The organism is Lentzea albidocapillata, from assembly GCF_000719115.1.
In the GTDB taxonomy this organism is placed as follows: domain Bacteria; phylum Actinomycetota; class Actinomycetes; order Mycobacteriales; family Pseudonocardiaceae; genus Lentzea; species Lentzea albidocapillata.
The window spans coordinates 118,080-133,234 of sequence record NZ_JOEA01000009.1; the positions used below are offsets into that span (position 1 = coordinate 118,080).

12 protein-coding genes are annotated in these 15,155 nt (G+C 69.7%); 7 read left to right on the top strand and 5 right to left on the bottom strand.

Annotated features, from left to right (window positions below; genetic code table 11):
* Positions 1–20 precede the first annotated feature (20 nt).
* A complete protein-coding gene (locus IG04_RS0114650; protein ID WP_084401267.1) occupies positions 21–2,150 on the bottom strand; it encodes an RICIN domain-containing protein in 2,130 nt (709 codons plus the stop codon).
* 104 nt (positions 2,151–2,254) lie between these two features.
* Here IG04_RS0114650 and IG04_RS0114655 point away from each other — a divergent pair, with 104 nt between their 5' ends.
* Together IG04_RS0114655 and IG04_RS0114660 are read left to right on the top strand one after the other, a co-directional pair.
* A complete protein-coding gene (locus IG04_RS0114655) occupies positions 2,255–2,752 on the top strand; it encodes a winged helix-turn-helix domain-containing protein (RefSeq protein ID WP_245816185.1) in 498 nt (165 codons plus the stop codon).
* On the top strand, positions 2,745–3,326 hold the full coding sequence (locus IG04_RS0114660) for an SRPBCC family protein (RefSeq protein WP_030477186.1): 582 nt from the start codon (positions 2,745–2,747) through the stop codon (positions 3,324–3,326). The genes IG04_RS0114655 and IG04_RS0114660 overlap by 8 nt, the downstream gene beginning before the upstream one ends.
* On the opposite strand, the gene IG04_RS0114665 is transcribed toward IG04_RS0114660, so the two are convergent.
* The gene (locus IG04_RS0114665) at positions 3,290–4,501 is read right to left on the bottom strand and encodes an FAD-binding protein (protein ID WP_211257760.1); all 1,212 of its coding nucleotides are present in this window, start codon (positions 4,499–4,501) and stop codon (positions 3,290–3,292) included. The genes IG04_RS0114660 and IG04_RS0114665 overlap by 37 nt on opposite strands.
* Before the next feature lie 78 nt (positions 4,502–4,579).
* Between IG04_RS0114665 and IG04_RS0114670 the strand changes: the two genes are divergently transcribed.
* Positions 4,580–5,572 (top strand): methyltransferase, encoded by a 993-nt coding sequence (locus IG04_RS0114670; protein ID WP_248782524.1) that lies wholly within the window; start codon positions 4,580–4,582, stop codon positions 5,570–5,572.
* Here IG04_RS0114670 and IG04_RS0114675 read toward each other — a convergent pair.
* Together IG04_RS0114675 and IG04_RS0114680 are read right to left on the bottom strand one after the other, a co-directional pair.
* On the bottom strand, positions 5,562–6,344 hold the full coding sequence (locus IG04_RS0114675; protein ID WP_030477189.1) for a siderophore-interacting protein: 783 nt from the start codon (positions 6,342–6,344) through the stop codon (positions 5,562–5,564). The two genes, IG04_RS0114670 and IG04_RS0114675, sit on opposite strands and share 11 nt — an antisense overlap.
* Complete coding sequence (locus IG04_RS0114680) at positions 6,341–8,599, bottom strand: ATP-binding cassette domain-containing protein (RefSeq protein WP_030477190.1); 2,259 nt, start codon at positions 8,597–8,599, stop codon at positions 6,341–6,343. The genes IG04_RS0114675 and IG04_RS0114680 overlap by 4 nt, the downstream gene beginning before the upstream one ends.
* Before the next feature lie 79 nt (positions 8,600–8,678).
* Here IG04_RS0114680 and IG04_RS0114685 point away from each other — a divergent pair, with 79 nt between their 5' ends.
* The 4 genes from IG04_RS0114685 (at position 8,679) to IG04_RS0114700 (ending at position 12,570) form a co-directional block, all read left to right on the top strand.
* Entirely contained in the window at positions 8,679–9,452 is a 774-nt protein-coding gene (locus tag IG04_RS0114685) for a TetR/AcrR family transcriptional regulator C-terminal domain-containing protein (protein WP_030477191.1), read from the top strand.
* A 46-nt stretch (positions 9,453–9,498) separates the two neighbouring features.
* Positions 9,499–9,861: a hypothetical protein gene (locus IG04_RS0114690; protein WP_144065361.1), complete on the top strand. Its 363-nt coding sequence runs from the start codon at positions 9,499–9,501 to the stop codon at positions 9,859–9,861.
* 45 nt (positions 9,862–9,906) lie between these two features.
* Positions 9,907–10,947 carry an alpha/beta hydrolase family protein gene (locus IG04_RS0114695; RefSeq protein ID WP_051769891.1) on the top strand — a complete coding sequence of 347 codons (1,041 nt, stop codon included), beginning with the start codon at positions 9,907–9,909 and terminating at the stop codon, positions 10,945–10,947.
* A gap of 75 nt (positions 10,948–11,022) precedes the next feature.
* Entirely contained in the window at positions 11,023–12,570 is a 1,548-nt protein-coding gene (locus IG04_RS0114700) for an outer membrane protein assembly factor BamB family protein (protein WP_030477194.1), read from the top strand.
* Here IG04_RS0114700 and IG04_RS0114705 read toward each other — a convergent pair.
* Entirely contained in the window at positions 12,550–15,129 is a 2,580-nt protein-coding gene (locus IG04_RS0114705; RefSeq protein WP_159460467.1) for an AfsR/SARP family transcriptional regulator, read from the bottom strand. The genes IG04_RS0114700 and IG04_RS0114705 overlap by 21 nt on opposite strands.
* Positions 15,130–15,155: the final 26 nt, after the last annotated feature.

Here is a 15,155-nt window from a genome sequence, read left to right on the forward strand (position 1 = left end):
GGCTTCGGGTCAGTGCGTCATCACGGGTAGTTCGCGAGGTACGCCTCGGTGGAACCGGCCGTCACCCGGCCGCCCGAGTTGTTGACGATCCGTTCGATGGTTCCCTTGCCGCCCAACGAGATCGTCACCATGCTGTGCAGCTTGACGCCCGGGGTATTCGGCACCTCGAACGCCCGGTCGGCCACCACGCTCGGGTTGGCGTTGGCGAAGATGTAGCTGCCCATGCCCCACGCCTCGTGCGTCGTGACGTTGTTGGAGACCTTGTACGCCGCATAGCCGCGGGTCGAGCCGTTCATCCACGCCGCCTGGTTGGGCACCTCGTACGGCATTTCGTTCTGGTAGAAGTACGTCCGGCCGCCCTGGCCGTTCCAGATGGTCTGGTACTTCTGGTAGTGCTCGACGAACAGGCCGTACATCGTCACGTTGTTGCCGTTGACGATCAGGCCCGTGTCGGCCGTGTTGAGGTCCCAGCCGACGCCGATGGAGTGGTCACCACGCCACAGCCACAGGTGGTCGCCGATCACGTTGTGGCTGTTGACCACCACCGAGGTCGTGGCCCGCCCGACGGCCGAACCGCCGATGCGTACATACACGTCGTGCAACGACGTCGGGTTGGCGGAGTGGTTGGCGTTGCTGCCCGGCGCGCCGACCTGCATCAGCAGCGGCGAGTTGGTCGGGGCCGCGTCGATGAGGATGCCGGCGATCTTCACACCGTCCACATCGGCCACGTCGAGCGCCATGGTTCCGTTGGCAGGCATGACGGTCGCGAGACCGAGGCCCATCACGACGGTGTCGGGGCGGGTGACGCGGATCGGCTCCGAGACCCGGTGGATGCCCGGCGTGAGCAGCAGGTGCTTGCCGGCCGCGAGCTGCGCGTTGATCGTCGCCGCGGAGGTGCCCGGCTTCGCGATGTAGAACTGCGACAGCGGGATGTTCGTGCCCTGCTGGTTGCCCGAGGCCCAGGTGGTGCCGCTGGTGTTCGAGCGCAGCGCCGGGACGAACACGTTGTAGCTGCCGCCGCCGTCGACGTTCAGGAACGGCTTCTCCCGCACGACCGGGGTCTGCGCGACGTTCGTGTACGGCGGTTCCGGGAACGAGGTCTGCGGTGCGTTGCGCGCGCCGACGAACACCATGTTCCAGTTCTCGCCGGTCCACGAGCCCCACTCGGTGTTGCGCGACAGCCACTGCTGCTGCGAACCGGAGCGGACCTGGCCCGTGACCACGGAGTCGGCGAGGAAACCGCCGCTGGACCAGCCGTTGTCGTCGAGCTGCATGTTGCCGTAGGTCTTCGTGCGGCGCATCGCGGACGCCTGCGACACGGCCCAGGTGTTGGTGCCCGAAGGCGGCCGGATCGCGAGGTTCTCCGCGCCACGCCAGAAGTTGTGCGTCGCGTTGCCCTGGAACCAGTCGGCCTCGACGTGCACCTGACCGTTGATCGTCACGCCGTCCGGCAGCATGCCCAGGCCGAGGACCTGGGTGAAGAAGCCGATGTTGACGTCGACGTTGTAGTTGCCGGGCTTGAACATGATCGCGTACCGGCGCGCGTCGTACTGACCCTCTTCCTGCTGGCGGAAGATGTCGTCGAGCCGCGCCTGGATGGTGGCCGCGGGCATCGACGGGTCGAAGACGAGCACGTTCGGGCCGAAGTCCGGCTGGCCCGGCTGCTGCGTGCCGCCGGTGAGGCGGAAGAGCTGTGCGTTGGTCCCGTTGCAGGTGTACTGGACCAGCTGGACGTCACCGGTGGACGCACCGGGCACGTCGAGGCACTTGGCGCTGTTGCGGTTCACGAACCGGTAGGTGTCCGTGCCGATCTGTTCGGGGCGCCATTGCTGGTTGTTCGCGTTGAACGACTGCCACATGTGGACAGCCGCGTTGTCCGCGACCGAGACGTTCGAGACGTCCCAGACCTGGCCCTGTCCGACGGTGAAGTAACCGTCGCTGGTGGGCGTGAAGGTCCAGGTCTGTCCCGAGCATCCTTGTTGGCGGAGCTGTGCGCCGTTGGCCGTTCCCAGCGACTCCACGCACTTTCCGCTGCCGACGTTCGTCACTTGATAGGCGGTTCCGGGCACCACGTCGGCCTGCGCCGCGACCGTCCACACAGGAACGATCGCCGCTGCTGCCAACGCTGCCACCAGCAGGGGGGTTCTCACGGCCCCAGGGTGGGGCGATTCGTTGCGACCGTCAACGAACTTACCTGTTTCCGGTCCCGTTCCGGTATTGACAGTCCATTTTGTCAAATGACAGTGTGCTGGGCGTGGAACTGTCGCCGTTGCGTCTGTCGTTGCTGGAGCTGCTGAAGTCGCCCGCCTCGGCGACGCAGCTCGCGGCGGCTCTCGAGCTGCCCCGGCAGCGGGTCAACTACCACGTGCGAGCCCTGGAGCAGGCGGGACTCGTCGAGCTGGTGGAGGAACGCCAGCGGCGCGGCTGCGTGGAACGCGTCCTGCGGGCGAAGCCGGGTCGCGAGATCGCGGCCGGCGTCCACGACCAGTTCGCCGCAACGCATCTGGTGTCGGTCGCCGAGGACACGGCGCGCGACGTCGAGCGGATGTCCGGCGCGGCGGCCGACGCGGGAAAGCGCTTGCTCACCTTCACCGTGGAGACGACGGTCCGCTTCGGTGCGCCCGGCGACGTCCACGAGTTCACCAGCGATCTGGCCGAAGCGGTGCGGCAGGTCGCGTTGAAGTACGACACCGATTCAGGCCGCCCGTACCGGGTGGTCGCCATGGGCCATCCCGGAGTAGCAGATGAGTGACGAGGGCATCCAGATCGAGATCACCGTGGCCGCGCCGGTCGAGGAGGTGTGGCAGTCGTTCCGGGACAGGGAGAAGCTGCGCCACTGGCACGGCTGGGACCTCCCGGACCTCGACGCCGAGATCGACAACATCTACTTCGAGAACGCCGAGGAGGGCGACGGCGCCACGCTGATCGTCCAGGGGCACGACACCTTCGTGCTCACCCCGGTCGCCGAAGGCACCCGAGTCGTGCTCACCCGCGCGCCCGTGGGCACCTCGCCCGAGTGGGATGCCTACTACGACGAGATCACCGAAGGCTGGATCACGTTCCTGCACCAGCTGAAGTTCGCGCACGAGTACCACCCGGGGGAGAAGCGCCGGACGCTGTTCTGGCCGTCCGAGGTCGATCTCGGCGTGAGCGGCAAGCCGTTCTTCGAGTCGGCGCACCAGCGCGGTGTGGTGGTCGAGGAGTTCGGTCCGGGGTTGGTGGTCACCAGCGCGCAGATGACCGTCGTGACGACCTACGGGTTCTCCGACGACCGACTGGAGGCGCTGCGTCAGAGGGGGCCCGCCGACGTGGCCGACCCGAAGTAGCGGGTCAGGAACTCGTTGCGGAAGACGCCTTTCGGGTCGTGCTCGCGCAGCAACGCCCGGAAGGCGTCCCACTGCGGGTAGCGGGCCGCCAGCAGGGCGGGCGGCACGGTGAAGAGCTTGCCCCAGTGCGGCCGCGGCGCGATCGCCTCCTCCAGGCGGGGCAGGAGCCTGAGTACGGCCGGGGTGTCCGGCACCCAGGTGAAGTGGATCGCGATGCTGTCGCGGTCGAAGGCGGGGCTGAGCCACTGCGGTTCGGCGTCGATCGTGCGGATCTCGCAGGCCTGCACCAGTGGCGAGATCACCGTCGACATCTCGGCCAGCGCCCGCAACGCCGTCACCGCGCGGGTCCGGGGCACGAAGTACTCGCTCTGCAGCTCCTCGCCGACGGACGGGGTGAACTCGGCGCGGAAGTGGGGCAGCCGCTCGTGCCACGGGCCGGGCACGCCGCCCTGCAGCGTGCAGCGGGAGGCGGGCTGGCCGGACACGGGGTGAGCCGGAGCGGAGGCAGGCCGTCCCGGGAAGGCGAACTCCTCGTCGCCCACGCGGTGCTTCGCCCACAGCGTCGCACCGCCCTGCCAGTCGACGAACGCGCTCACGCTGTACGCGCCGTCGAAGATCTGCTCCAGCCGGACGAGCAGCGTCGTCCAGGCGACCTCCTCGTAGACCGTCTGTGCGACCTGGAACGACGGCACGACGTCGAGCGTCACGGTGGTGATGACGCCGAGGCCGCCCATCGACACGGGCGCGCCCGCGGAGGTCAGCTCGACGACCGAGCCGTCACCGCGCATGACCTCAATGGATCGCACAGCGCCGGCCAGCGACCGGGACCCGGAGCCGTGGGTGGCGGTGGTGATCGCACCGGCCACGGTGATGTGCGGCAGCGACGGCAACGTGTGCAGGGCGAGGCCTGCCGCCTCCAGCCGGACGGCCAGCGATGCGAGCGTCATGCCCGCGCTCACCCGGACCGTGTGGCCGGACACCTCGAAGACCTCGGGCATGGCCGCCAGCGACACCAGCGTGCCGGTCGTGTCGGCGATCGTGCTGAACGAGTGTCCTGAGCCGACGACGTGCACGGCCGATGAGCCGCGCACGAGCGCACGCAGGTCTTCGGCCGAGGCTGGGGCTACGGCCTCAGCCGAGGTGAAGGTGACGTTGCCCGCCCAGTTGGTCCTCATATGCATACGTTAGGCGCCAAAGCGCGGTGAGTCACTCTCACTATTGCTTCAGTGTTGACCAAAATTAAGTTGCCCGCGGTGGCAGGGTGGATCTACGTGGACACCGACGTACAACGGCTTCGACAGATGTCCGGGCTGATCACGCCGATGGCGCTCCGGGTCGCCGTGACCCTCGGACTGCCGGACCGCCTGCGCGACAACCCCGTGACCGCCCGCGAACTCGCACCCGAACTCGAGGCCGACCCGCTCGCACTCGACCTGCTCCTGGCCCACCTGACGACCCTCGGGGTGGTCGAGCGAACAGACGCCGGCTACCGCACCACCGGGTTCGGCGCGCTGCTCGGCGCCGGTGCGGGCAACGGCCTGAACAACCTGCTGCACCACGACTCCGCCGCCGGGCGCGCCGATCTGGCGTTCGTCGACCTGATCCACAGCGTCCGCACCGGCGAACCGGCCTACCCGCTGCGCCACGGCCAGGACTTCTGGGCCGACCTGGCCGCGCAGCCGCACCTGCGCGAGGCCTTCGACCGGCAGATGAACGACCGCATGCGCGACTGGATCCCGCAGGTCGTCGCGAACTACGACTGGCCGCGGTTCGGCACGCTCGTCGACGTCGGTGGCGGGCACGGGACGCTGCTCGCCGCGATCCTCGCCGCGCACCCGGCGATGCGCGGCCACCTGGTCGACCTGGAGGAGACCGCTGCGGGCGCGCGGGAGTTGTTCCGCGAACACGGCCTCGGTGAACGCGCGGAGGTGACCGGGGGCAGCTTCTTCGACCCGTTGCCGGCCGGGGCCGACGCCTACCTGCTGTTCGACATCCTGCACGACTGGGACGACGAACAGGCGCACCGGATCCTGGCGCGGTGCGCCGAGGCGGCGCCGGACGGCCGGATCCTGGTCGTGGAGTCCCTCGGGGAGAGCACGGAGTTCGACCTCGTCATGCTCGTGCATTTCGGCGGGCGGGACCGAGGGCTCCACGACTTCGAGAGGCTGGCGTCCGCGCACGGGCTCACCCTGGAGTCCGTGACCCAGGTGACCGGCGGGCGCACCTTGCTGGAGTTCACTCGTTGAGCGTGGCGATCCTTTCCTGGGCCTCGGCGAGGTCGTCGGAGGTCGGGGCGTCGTCCTGGGTGAGCGTGCGCCGCCAGTAACCGGCGAACTCGATGTCCTTCTTGGACACACCCAGGCCGACGAAGTGCCTGCGCAGCGCCCGTACCGTGGAGGCCTCGCCGGCGAGCCACACCCACGCTGGCGGTGCGATGGCGGCCGCCGTCACCACCGAGACCAGGTCCTCCCCGGCACTGCGGTGCACCCACCGCACGCCGGGGACGTCCTGTTCCTCCAGCGGATCAGCGACCTCGACGAACACGAGCCGTTGCTGTGCCTCCGGTAGCAGTTCGAGCAGTGAGGCGATCGCGGGCAGCGCCGTCTCGTCACCCGCGAACACCACCAGGTCCGCGGTGCCGAGCGGGCGGGCGTAGTCGCGGGAGGGCCCGAAGCGCCCGATGACGTCACCGATCTGGGCTCTCGCGGCCCAGTCCGACGCCGGGCCGGTGTCGCCGTGCAGCACGAAGTCGACGGTCAGCACGCCGTCGCTCAGCGACCGGACGGTGAAGCTGCGCATCCACGGCCGTTCGGGCTCCGGCACGGCCAGGTAGGCCTGGTACCAGGTGCCGACGTCGGGAGCGCCGGACACGTGCGCGGACCCGCCGGGCCGGGGGAAGAGCAGCTTGAGTTGCTGGTCCGGCCAGGTTTCGAGCGCGTCGAGTCCGGGACCGCTGAACGTCACGCGGGTCATGCGCGGCGTCAGCGGTACGACGGAGGTCACCGTCAGCAGGCTCACGACAGGTACTCCTTCAGGTGCCGGGCGGTGAGGGTGTCCGAAGTGGACACGAGGTCGCCGGGCGTGCCGGAGAAGACGACCTGGCCGCCGTCGTGGCCCGCGCCGGGACCCATGTCGACGATCCAGTCGGCGTGCGCCATCACGGCGAGGTGGTGCTCGATCACGATCACCGTGTTGCCGGCGTCGATCAGCTGGTCGAGCAGTCCGAGGAGCTGGTCCACGTCCGCGAGGTGCAGGCCGGAGGTCGGTTCGTCCAGCACGTAGGTCGAGGCCTTCTCCGCCATGTGGATGGCGAGCTTCAGCCGTTGCCGTTCGCCACCGGACAGCGTCGTGAGCGGCTGGCCGAGCGAGAGGTACGACAGGCCGACGTCGCGCAGGCGGCTGAGCACGGCGTGGGCCTGGCCGGACGGGAAGAACTCGCGCGCGTCGACGACGGACATGCCGAGCACCTCGCTGATGTTCTTGCCCCGCAACGTGTAGCGCAGCACCTCGGGCGTGAACCGCTTGCCCTCGCACTTCTCGCAGACCGTGGCGACACCGGCCATCATCGCGAGGTCGGTGTAGACGAGACCGATGCCCTTGCAGTTCTCGCAGGCACCCTCGGAGTTCGCGCTGAACAACGCGGCCTTCACGCCGTTGGCCTTGGCGAAGGCGGTCCTGACCGAGTCGAGCAGGCCGGTGTAGGTGGCGGGGTTGGAGCGGCGTGAACCGCGGATCGGCGACTGGTCGACCGTCACGACGTCCGGGCCCCTGCGCAGCGAGCCGTGGATGAGCGACGACTTGCCGGAGCCCGCGACGCCGGTGACGACGGTCAGCACTCCGAGCGGCAGGTCGACCGAGACGTCCTTGAGGTTGTTGGTGCGGGCGCCGCTGATCGTCAGGAAACCCTTGGGGGAACGGAACTCCGGCCGCAGTTTGGCCCGGTGGTCGAGGTGGCGTCCGGTCAGTGTGCCGGACGCGCGCAGCCCGGCCACGTCGCCGGCGTAGCAGAGATGACCGCCGTTGACGCCCGCGCCGGGGCCGAGGTCGACGACGTGGTCGGCGATCTTGATGGTCTCCGGTTTGTGCTCGACGACGAGGACGGTGTTGCCCTTGTCCCGCAGGCGGAGCAGGAGGTTGTTCATCCGCTGGATGTCGTGCGGGTGCAGGCCGACGGTCGGTTCGTCGAACACGTAGGTGATGTCGGTGAGCGAGGAACCCAGGTGCCGCACCATCTTCACGCGTTGCGACTCGCCGCCGGACAGCGTGCCGGACTCGCGGTCGAGCGAGAGGTAGCCGAGGCCGATCTCGACCAGCGAGTCGAGCGTGTCGCGCAGGGTGGCGAGCAGCGGTGCGACGGACGGATCGTCGATGGCGTGCACGAACTTCGCGAGGTCGCTGATCTGCATCGCACAGCAGTCCGCGATGTTCACGCCGCGGATCCTCGAGCTGAGCGCGGCCTCGTTGAGACGTGCACCCTTGCAGCTCTGGCAGGTCGCGAAGGTGACGGCCTTGTCCACGAACGCGCGGACGTGCGGCTGCATGGAGTCGCGGTCCTTGGACAGGATCGTGCGCTGCAGCTTGGAGATCAGGCCGTCGTAGGTGACGTTGGTGCCGCCGATGTTCAGCTTCGTCGTCGGCTTGTAGAGGAAGTCGTCGAGCTGCTGCTCGGTGAACGCCGAGATCGGCTGGTCGGCGGGGTAGAGGCCGGAGTTGGCGAGGACCTGCCAGTACCAGGTGCCGACGCCGTAGTTCGGGGCGTCGATCGCGCCGTCGTTCAGGGACTTCGTCCTGTCGACGATGGCGTCCACGTCGATGGTGGTGACCTTGCCCAGGCCCTCGCAGGCCGGGCACATGCCGTCGGGCAGGTTGAAGCTGAACGCGCCGGACGTGCCGGCGTGCGGCTCGCCCAGGCGGCTGAAGACGATCCGGAGCATCGTGTGCGCGTCGGTGGCGGTGCCGACGGTGGAGCGGGAGTTCGCGCCCATGCGTTCCTGGTCGACGATGATCGCCGCGCTCAGATTGTGCAGCGCGTCCACGTCGGGGCGGCCGATCGAGGGCATGAAGGACTGCAGGAACGCGGTGTAGGTCTCGTTGATCATGCGCTGGGACTCGGCCGCGATGGTGCCGAAGACCAGTGAGGACTTGCCGGAGCCGGACACGCCGGTGAAGACGGTCAGCCGGCGCTTGGGGACGTCGAGCGACACGTCCGCGAGGTTGTTCTCCCTGGCTCCCCGGACCTGGATCCAGTCATGGCTGTCCGCGACAGCGTTCAAGGCTGCTTCCCCCAACAGATTGTTTATACCGTAAAGTATCGACCGGCAAGGTTACTTTACGTCGTAAGGAGTCGCAACCGTGGTCGTCTACGCAGGTCAGGGCGACCCGCGCCGGTCCATCGAACTGCTCTGGCGGGCGTCGGTCGCGGAGAAGCGTCCCGGCCCGAAGCCCGGACTGAGCGTGGACGCGATCGTCGACGCGGCCATCGCGGTCGCCGACGAGCAGGGCATGGCGTTCTCGATGCGCGCGGTGGGGGAGCGGCTCGGGCGCACGGCCATGGCGCTCTACACGTACGTGCCGGGCAAGAACGAGCTGGTCGACCTCATGTACGACCGCGCGATGGCCGAGCTGCCGGCGTCCTACCCGCTCGACGACGGCTGGCGTCACGCCGTCACGCGCTGGGCGCACGACATGTGGGAGTTCTACAGCCGTCACCCGTGGATGCTGCAGGTGTCGCAGGCGCGTCCGGTGCTCGGCCCGCACGAGTTCGCGGTGATCGAGGCGCTGGCCGCGATCCTGGTGTCCACCGGCCTGCCCGGTCGCGAGCTGCGCGGCATCGTCGGCGCCGTCAACTACTTCGTGCGCGGCGCGGCGCAGACCGTGGCGGAGGCCCGTGCCGCGGGTAATGCGACCGGTGAGGGCGACGAGGAGTGGTGGTACGCGCGGTCGGCCGTGTTGCTGGAGATCGAGCCGGACCTGGAGCGGAAGTTCCCGATGCTGCACGTGCTGGAGAGCGACAGGGAGCCCGTCGATCCGGAACTGCCGTATCTGGAGAACGACGCCGTGGAGAACTTCCGCAGCGGGTTGAAGGTCCTTCTCGACGGTATCGAGAGCGCTGTAGCGAAACCGTGACGAAGTCCGGACGTGCACAGCACACGGGCTCGATGAGATCGTCGCCATGGCAATCGTCAGAGTCCTTGTGGCCGTCGCGTGCGCCCTGGTGCTGACGGCGCCGAGCACGGTGGCCGCTCCCTCGCCGGACGACCACCGCCCCGCGACCATGACGATGACGTACCAGGCCGGAGATCTCGCCGCCGTGGTGCACGCACCGCGCACCCTCGTTGGTGTGCACCCGCTGGTGTTCACCCACGACATCTCCGCCACGGTGCTGGTGCGGCGAGGCGCCGTGGTGGTGCTGGTGCCCGATCCGTCGTCGCTGACCCGGCACCGTGAGCTGTGGCGTGAGCTGAGCTCGGGCACCGGACCGCTGGCGGAGCGGTTCGGCGGGTTCGCCGGCCACTTCTCTGTGGCACAACCGTGACGGCTTCCTCACCGGACGCCCACAAGTTCCCGATGGGATCACCTCATGGCAATCGGAAAAGCCGCGGCAGCCGTCGCGATCGCGATGATGCTGGCCGCACCGACGAGCTCTGCCGCCCCCGACGGCTCCGGCGTCAGAAAGGTCGAGTACACGCTCGGTGATCGGGCGTTTCAGGTGCCCGGCTTTCACACCGGACCGGGCGGCCCCGTCGCGGACCTCGAACTCACCGCGGTCGTGCACGCGCCGCGCACGCTCGTCGGCAAGCGGCCGCTGGTGCTGCTCGCACACGGCTACTGGAAACCGTGCGCGGACGACCAGTGGGTCTGGCCGTGTCCGTCCGGGGACGCGTTCCCGAGCTACCGCGGGTACGACTACCTCGCCGAGGAACTGGCGCGGCAGGGTTTCGTGGTCGTGTCGGTGAGCGCCAACGGGATCAACGCGGGCATGCTCGGCGAGACCGCCGACGTGGCACGTGCCTCGCTGATGAGCAAGCACCTGGAGATGTGGCGCGACCTCAACGACGGCAGGGGCCCGCTCGCGCGGAAGCTGCCGGGGTTCCGCGGGCACGTCGACCTCACCAACGTCGGCACGCTCGGCCACTCGCGCGGCGGCCGTGGCGCGGTCTACCAGGCCTCGGACAAGCACGTGACCGAGCTGCCGAAGGGTGTGCGGATCAGGGCGGTGCTTCCGCTGGCACCGGCCGGTTACTACGCGCCGGACCCGGAGGCGCCGGAGAACCTGGACTACCGCATCACGAAGATCCCGTTCGCGGTCATGACCGGCGACTGCGACTCCATCGACGAGCAGGCGGGTGGCTACATCCGCAACGCCCAGGGCCGCAACCTCGTCCCCGTCCACGACGTCACGCCGCGGCGGGCGAACCACAACTTCTTCAACACCGAGTGGTCCTACGACCACGACAACTCCTGCCCCGGCACGGCGACGCTCACGCAGGAAGAACAGCGGAAGGTCGCCACGACCTACATTCCGGCGTTCTTCCAGCAGTACCTCAACGGCCGGAACAACCCGATCGTCGGCAAGGGCTTTCCGGGCGTCGACGTCGTGACGCATCAACCGATCGGTTAGGCCTCGAAGAGACTTTGGGGGGACGTTTCCCGCTTCCGCCACTGCCAGGCTGGGTGGCGGAAGGGGGAAAATTCCATGCTCAGAACAACTGCGCTGCTCACCGCGGCGCTGGTGATCCTGACCGCGTCGCCCGCCACCGCACACGCAGGCGGCGACTGGACCGGGTGGGCGAAGGACCTCGACGGTACGCGGCATCAGGCCGCGGAATGGCGCGTCAACGCGGGCAACGCCGGAAAGCTCAAGCTGAAGTGGGCGTTCGCCTACCCCAAGGGCGACTACAACGGCGTCCGCAGCCAGCCCGCCGTCGTGGGGGACACGATCTACTTCGGTGGCCCCGACGGGAAGTTCTACGCCCGTGACGCCCGCACCGGCCGGTCCCGCTGGGAGTTCACGCTCCCGCAGGCCGGCCGGTACGCGTTCAACTCCGACGGGCCGACGGTGGCCGACGGCAAGGTGTTCTTCGGGGACAGCGCGAGCAGGTTCTTCGCGCTCGACCAGCGCACCGGTCGCCTGAAGTGGCAGGTGCAGCTCGACACCGGCATCGCGTCGATGACCACCAGCTCACCGATCGTCCACAACGGACTGGTCTACGTCGGCACCTCCAGCGGCGAGAACGTGCTGCCGAACACGCACGCCTGCTGCACGTTCCGCGGCCACATCGACGCCTTCGACATCGACACCGGCGCGCTGGTCTGGCGTCACTACACGGTGCCGGAACCGGTCGAGGTCGGCACGTGGCCCAACGGCGCCAAGCGGTTCGAGCCGTCCGGCGTCGGCGTGTGGAGCTCGCCGGTGATCGACCGCAGGACCGGCACGCTCTACGTCGGCACGGGCCAGAACTACACGGGCAAGGGCGGCGAGTTCGACTCGCTGCTGGCGCTGAACGCCCGCACCGGCGCGGTGAGGTGGACCAACCAGGTCACCGACGCCGACACCTGGCGCGACGCGTGCAACCAGCCCGACGCCGAGGGCTACTGCCCTGGGCTCAAGGACGGTACCAACCTCGACTACGACATCGGTGCCACGCCGAACCTCTTCACCGTGAACGGCCGCCGGCTCGTCGGTGTCGGCCAGAAGTCCGGTGTGTACCACGTGTTCGACGCGTCGACGGGGCAGGTCGTGTGGCGTCGCCAGCTCGGCGTGCCGCTGCCCAGCGGTGGCATCTCGGGCATCCAGTGGGGGTCGAGCTACGACGGCAAGCGGCTCTACATCGCGACCTACTACGCCGATCCCGGCAAGCTGTTCGCGGTGGATCCCGCCACCGGTGACGTCCTGTGGGAGACCCCGGCACCCGCCGACGGCTGTTCCACGGGCGGTGCGGCCGGCCAGCCCGGCTGCTACCAGGCGCACGGCGTGCCGGTGTCCAGCTCACCCGGCGTGGTGTGGCTGGGCGCGCTCGACGGCAAGTTCCGCGCGTACAACGCCAGGACAGGTCAGATCATCTGGTCCCACGACACCATCCAGGACGTGCGCGGTGTCAACGGGCTGACCGGGCGGGGCGGCACGCTGGCCGGGCCCGGTACCGGTGCGGTGGTGTCGGACGGCATGGTCTACGTGCAGTCGGGTTACTCGTCGGGCTACGAGAACCCGCACGGCCACGTGTTACTGGCCTTCGGCTTGTAGCTTCGCCCGCACCTTGTCGGTGGGCAGGCCTGCCTGAGTGCGCAGCTCGACCGCTTTCCGCCAGGCCTCCCGCGCCGGTTCGGCGGCACCCGCGGCAGCGTGGGTGTCGCCGAGCTGTTCGTACGCACCGGCTTCGAGCGGGAGGTCGCCGCCGAGCCGGAACATCTCCGACGAGCGGGTGAACGCCTCGGCGGCCTTGGCGTGATCGCCCAGCCCGAGGTAGCCGGTACCCAGGTTGTCCCACGCCTCGGCCTGGCCGATCAGGTGGTCCATCTCCCGCCACATCCGCATCGCGCGTTCGGCGTACTCGACGGCCTCCGCGTACTCGCCGATCTTGCCGTGGCCCCACGCGAGCCCGGTCAGCGCGTTGGCCTGGCCGTAGGAGTCGCCGCACTCCTCGAACAACGCGAGCCCGCGCCGCGTGTGCTCCATCGCCTCGCCGATCCGATCGTCCGGGCACAGCATCGCGATGTTCAGCAGCACCCCGGCCTGACCGGCCGGATTGCCCTCGTAGACGTCGAACGCCCGGTGCAGCGCGGCCGTGGCCTCGTCGGGCCGGCGCATGCGGCTCAGGCCGCGGCCGAGGTTGATCAGCGTGCGGCCCAGGCCGTCGGGGTCGTCGAGCTGTTCCACGGCGGCGACCGCGAGTTGTTGCGACGTCAGGAGGTCCTGGTAGCAGGCCTGGCGGGCCAGGGCGTCGGCGAGCGACCAGCCCATCAGCCACGTCTGCGCCGGCGTGCCGTGGGGCATCGCCGCCATCAGTGTCGGGTGCTCGGCCATCAGCCACGCCAGCGCTTCCTCGTGCGTGCCGAACCGCAGGACCACGACGCCGGGAGCCGGTGGCGGAGTGGCCGGGCGGTGGCGGTTGGGCGTGTACGCGACACCGGCCTCGACGCCCGTCAGCGCGAGGTGGTCGAGCAGCCGGTGCAGGGCCTCGTCGCGTTCACCGGCGAGGGCCAGTTCGGCCGCGTAGTCGCGCAGCAGGTCGTGGCAGGTGAAGCGGCCCGGCTCCGGCTGGTCGATCAGGTTCGCCGTCGCGAGTTCGGCGAGCAGGGCCTCGGTCTCCCGCACGTCCAGCGCCGCCAGGGACGCGGCCCCGGCGAGGCTGATGTCCGAGCCCGGCATCAGGCCCAGCAACCGGAACAGCCGCAGCGCCGCGGGGCTCAACGCCTTGCAGGAGTGGGAGAACACCGAACGCAGGTCCGCCGTGACGTCATCGTCGTCGGCGAACGCGTCGAGGTCGGCCAGCTCGTCCGCGAGCGCCGCCAGCGGGAACTGCGGCTGCGTCGCCGCCCGCGCACCGGCCACCGCGAGGGCGAGCGGCAGGCGGGCGCAGCGGCGCACCACGGTGTCCACCGCGTCCGGCTCGGCCCGCGCCCGATCGTGCCCGATCCGGGCGGCCAGCAGTTCGCGGGCGTCCTCCGGCGGCAGCAGGCCCAGCGGCAAAGCTTTCGCGTGGGCCGGCCTGAGCGAGGTGCGGCTCGTGATCACCACGTGCGCGTTCGGCGAGCGCGGCAGCAACGGCTCGACCTGCTCGGCGTCCGTCGCGTTGTCCAGCAGCATGAGTACCCGCTTGTCCGCGAGCGCGTCCCGCAGCAGCGCCGACTGCCCCGCGAGGTCGTGCGGCACCTGGGCCCGTGGCACGTCGAGCGCCGAGAGGAACCGCAGCAGCGCGTCACCGGGGCTCACCGCGGCCCCGCTCGGGCCGAAGCCGTGCAGGTTCACGTAGAGCTGGCCGTCGGGGAACCGGTCCATGGCCTGGTGCGCCCAGTGCACGGCCAGCGAGGTCTTGCCGACCCCGCCGGTGCCGGTGATCACCACGACGCCGTTCGGTGCCTGGTCGAGTTCCGCGAGTTCCAGCGCCCGGCCGGTGAACGGCTTGGGCGCGGCCGGCAACTGGCGCGGTGCCGAGGCCGCCTGCAGGCGCCGGTGCAGGGTCGCGAGGTGCCGCGACGGTTCGGCGCCCAGCGCGCCGGCGAGCCGGGCACGCACGACCTCGAAGTGCCGCAACGCTTCCGCCGCGCGCCCGCTGCCGTGCAACGCCTCGATCAGCTGGGCGGCGATCCGCTCGTCCAGCGGCCGCCCGGCGGCCAGGGTGTGCAGTTCGGGCACCAGCTTCGCGTGCTCACCGCGGGCCAGCCGCTCGTCGACGTGGTCGAGCCGGGCCGCGAGCAGCTCGTCCGCGAAGTCCGCGCGCAGCTGCCGGGCCCACGGTGTGTCCAGTGTGGACAGCAGCTCGTCCTGCACGAGCGCCAGCGCGTCGGCCGTCTTCCCGGTGCGCACCAGATGCCGGAACAGGTGCAGGTCGATCTCCAGCGGGTCGACCCGCACCACGTACCCGTTGCCGTCGCGCTCGATCAGGCCGGGCAACGTCTGCCGCAGCCTCGTGAGCCACGTCTGCATCATCGCGCGGGCCCGCGGCGGCGGGTCGTCGCCCAGCACCCGTTCGACCAGCTCCTCGGCTGTCACGACCTGGCCCGCGCCGGCGAGCAGCACGCCGAGCAGCGCACCGACACGGGTCGGACCGAACTCGGTCGTGCCGAAGATCGTGTACCGCACGGTGATCACGGTAGCCGTTCCGGCGA